The 3,561-nt window shown below is 45.8% G+C and carries 2 protein-coding genes and 1 pseudogene; all 3 read left to right on the top strand.

The genetic code is table 11. From position 1 onward, the window contains the following. Positions 1–391 (top strand): annotated as a pseudogene (locus PLH26_RS20975) (hypothetical protein); the annotation flags it as partial. Positions 392–411: 20 nt separating this feature from the next. After that, positions 412–2,097, top strand: coding sequence for a RagB/SusD family nutrient uptake outer membrane protein (locus PLH26_RS20970; RefSeq protein ID WP_324587972.1), 1,686 nt, complete (start codon positions 412–414; stop codon positions 2,095–2,097). 146 nt (positions 2,098–2,243) lie between these two features. After that, the coding region (locus PLH26_RS20965) for a glycoside hydrolase family 97 catalytic domain-containing protein (protein WP_324587971.1) at positions 2,244–3,561 on the top strand (1,318 nt) is incomplete at its 3' end.

Below are 3,561 nucleotides of genomic sequence, written 5' to 3'. Positions count from 1 at the left end.
ATGGCAGGTATGGATGGAACCGCTGAAATATTTTTACGGCAAGTCCTGGACACCCGATAATCCTGATGCCCAATATCCGCGGATCGTGCCGGGCTCGGTTGGTGCCGATGAAATAAAAAACTGGAACTGGAGGTATTCTTCTCTGCGGATGGTGAACCTGGCCTATTTAAGATTTAAGGTATTAACGTTAGCTTATAATTTACCGCAAAGCGTAGCCCGGAAAGTTAAAATGCAAAACATTCGTGTGTACGCCAGCGGAGAAGACCTGTTCACTTTCTCAAAAGGCACATGGGATAACTCGTTCAGCCCCGAAGAAACATGGGAGCGCTCTGATGAGCAAACCTATCCCTTCAACAGCGTCATTTCTTTTGGACTGGACATTAAATTCTAAAACAATTTATTTTAAGTACCATGAAGCATACATATTTTAAAGCATTTATTTTCCTGGCCCTGTTTGCGGCAGGTTGCAGTAAGGGACTTGATCTGACGCCCAAAGATTCCATTTCCGATATCACTTTCTGGAAATCGGGAGACGACTTTAAGCTGGCAGTCACCAACCTTTATAATTCGCTCGGGGGATTTTCCGTTGCCGACCTGGACCTGGATTCAGACATTGCTTTTGACGTGCCCAATTCGGTGAGCAACGGAACGTACCTGGCACCCGAAAAGGATAGCAGGTGGACAGACGCATACGTTTATATACGCCGGAGCAATAAGATCATTGAAAAAGCGGCAGAGCTGGCATCTGCAGACACGGAGGTAAACCGGTTCGTTGGTGAGGCTAAATTTTTCAGGGCTTATAACTACTGGAAACTTTTCAGGCTTTTTGGAGGCGTTCCTCTCATCACAAGCGTACTGGATATAGAAGATGAAAAGTTATACACTCCGCGTGCTACACGCGAAGAAATAGCCGGTTTCATCATAAAAGACTTAAGCGAAGCAGCAACCGACCTGCCCCTCCGAAGCGCTTTGCCGGGCGCGGATTTCGGGAGAATAACCAAAGGAGCTGCCAATGCTTTAAAAGCAAGGGTAGCATTATTTGAAGGTAGCTGGGAGAAAAGCAGGGGTAGCGCTAACGCAGATGCATACCTCAATATAGCCGTTGAAGCTGCCCAGTCGGTTATGAACAGTGCAGAATATTCTTTATTTACAGCCATGGGCAGCCAGAGCTACAGGTATTTATTTATTGATGAGGGCGATGGTTCATTTGAAGGCATATTAGATCGCCTGTACCAGGTTAAAACGCATACACAAGGCATCGCCCCTAACGTTTCAGATGGCCACCTTCTTCCAACAAAAAAGCTGGCGGATATGTACTTATGCACCGACGGGTTACCTATTTCAAAATCATCCTTATTCCAGGGTTATGATCAAATGCAGTCAGAATTTGAAGACCGTGATCCCCGGATGTCCATGACCATGCTGATCCCCGGAACGCTTGCGCCCCGGTTTTGGTACCCCGATCCTGTTGAAGCATGGCCTTTTTATCCGCAACGCAATGTAAACACGGGTTATATTACCTATAAATACCTGTCGGAGAATGAGGGATCCAACGGATCACCCGACAATATCGGGTATGGCTTTTCGCGGCATATCATCAGGTATGGGGAAGTACTGCTTATTTATGCAGAAGCAATCTTTGAGAAGAACGGCTCTATCAGCGACGATGACCTTAACAAGTCTATTAACCTGCTTCGCCAAAGAGCCGGTATGCCGGCATTAACAAACAGCTTTGTGAGCACCAATAACCTCGACATGAGAAATGAAATAAGACGTGAAAGGACGATCGAACTTGCCCTCGAAGGCTTCCGGTACGATGACCTGAGAAGATGGAAGACTGCAGAAACAGAGCTGCCCAAAGCTGTAATGGGGATCAAGATCATTGGAACACCCTGGGTTAATCCTATTGTAGTGGAAGGCGAGGACAGAAATCCCTATAAAGATGAATACTGGAAAAACAGAACAGATGCCAACGGGTTTATCGTTACGGAAAAAGCTTCCGACAGGACTTTTAATCCCGATAAACATTATCTTATGCCTATACCAACAAAAGAGGTTTTGATCAATCCCGAGCTGGCACAAAATCCCGGGTGGTAGGCAACTGATCAAACGACAAACGTGAGAAGTGAGCGATTTCACGTTTCACGTTTATCGTTTCACGAGGTGAACGGTGAATAGTGAATTGTGAATTCACTATTCGCCCTTTTCCTAATAGAGAAAATGATACTATAAAATTCCGCGTTATGAAACATTTTTTAATCGGCTGCTTCCTGTCTTTTTTATGTGTTGCAGGCTATGCACAAAAGTATACGCTGGTCTCTCCCGACAAGAAATTGTTGGCCGAAATTGAAAGCAACCGGCAGGGTATACAATTAAAAATGATGGAAGGCGCCGATCTTGTTTTCACGCTGACGGATCCTGGCATGGTAACAGATCAGCAGCAAGCAGTACCGCTGCAGGTTAAAAAAACAAAACGGAGCACGGTAACCGAAGATATCAAGCCGGTGATCAGAGAAAAAAGTGAAACGTACAGGAATGAATACAACGAATTGATGCTGGCGTTCAGATCAGGTCAGTCACTAACATTCAGGCTTTTTAACGAAGGGCTGGCTTATCGTTTTTCTACTGCTGCCAAAGACAGCCTTACCATAGTGAGGGAAACCCTGAATATTCAATTCGGGGAAGCCGATTCAGTACGCTTCCAGTCGGAAAAATCTTTTCACTCGGCGTATGAGCAGCCCTATGAGTTCAAAAAGATGAGTGAGCTGGACCCGTCCAGGCTTTGCAACCTGCCGTTGCTTGTTGAAAAACAGAACGGCAGATTTGTAATGATCACGGAATCGGATCTTTACCATTACCCGGGGCTATGGATTAAAAGTACCGGAGCATCACAAATATCGGCTACGCATCCGCGTTATCCCAAAACGCCGGTAAAGACCAATAATCCATACAACAACAACCAGGTGGGTGAAACCCATGATTATATAGCAAGAGTGGCAGGTGAGCGAACATACCCGTGGCGGATCTTTGCGGTAGCCGGAAAAGAAGAGGAGCTGATCAGCAACAACATGGTTTATTTGCTGGCGTCCCGTGCTGAAATGGAAGATATTTCATGGATCAAACCCGGCGTAGTGATGTTCGACTGGTGGGGCAAGAACAATATTTATGGCGTTGACTTTAAGGCTGGCGTTAATACGGAAACAGCCAAATACTTCATAGACTTTTGTGCGGAAAAAGGATTCCGCTATTTTCTTTTCGATGACGGGTGGAGTCCCAAAGATGACCTGCTTCATGCGGTTCCCGGTTTAGATATGGAGGAAGTGACCGCTTATGCAAAAAATAAAGGCGTGGATATAATGCTGTGGGTGATCTGGAATACGTTGAAAGATCAGTGGCAGGAGGCATTTGATCTGTTTGAACGCTGGGGCATTAAAGGCATTAAGATGGACTTTATGAACCGGGACGATCAGCCGATGGTAGCGTTTTACGAAGCAGTTGCCCAAAAGGCTGCAGAAAAAAAGATGGTGGTCAATTTTCACGGAGCCTACAAGCCCTGCGGAT

The organism is Agriterribacter sp. (genome assembly GCF_035444585.1).
Classification (GTDB): Bacteria; Bacteroidota; Bacteroidia; order Chitinophagales; family Chitinophagaceae; genus Agriterribacter.
The sequence above is the reverse complement of the archived record's forward strand: the minus strand, read 5'-3'. Positions and strand labels throughout refer to the sequence as shown.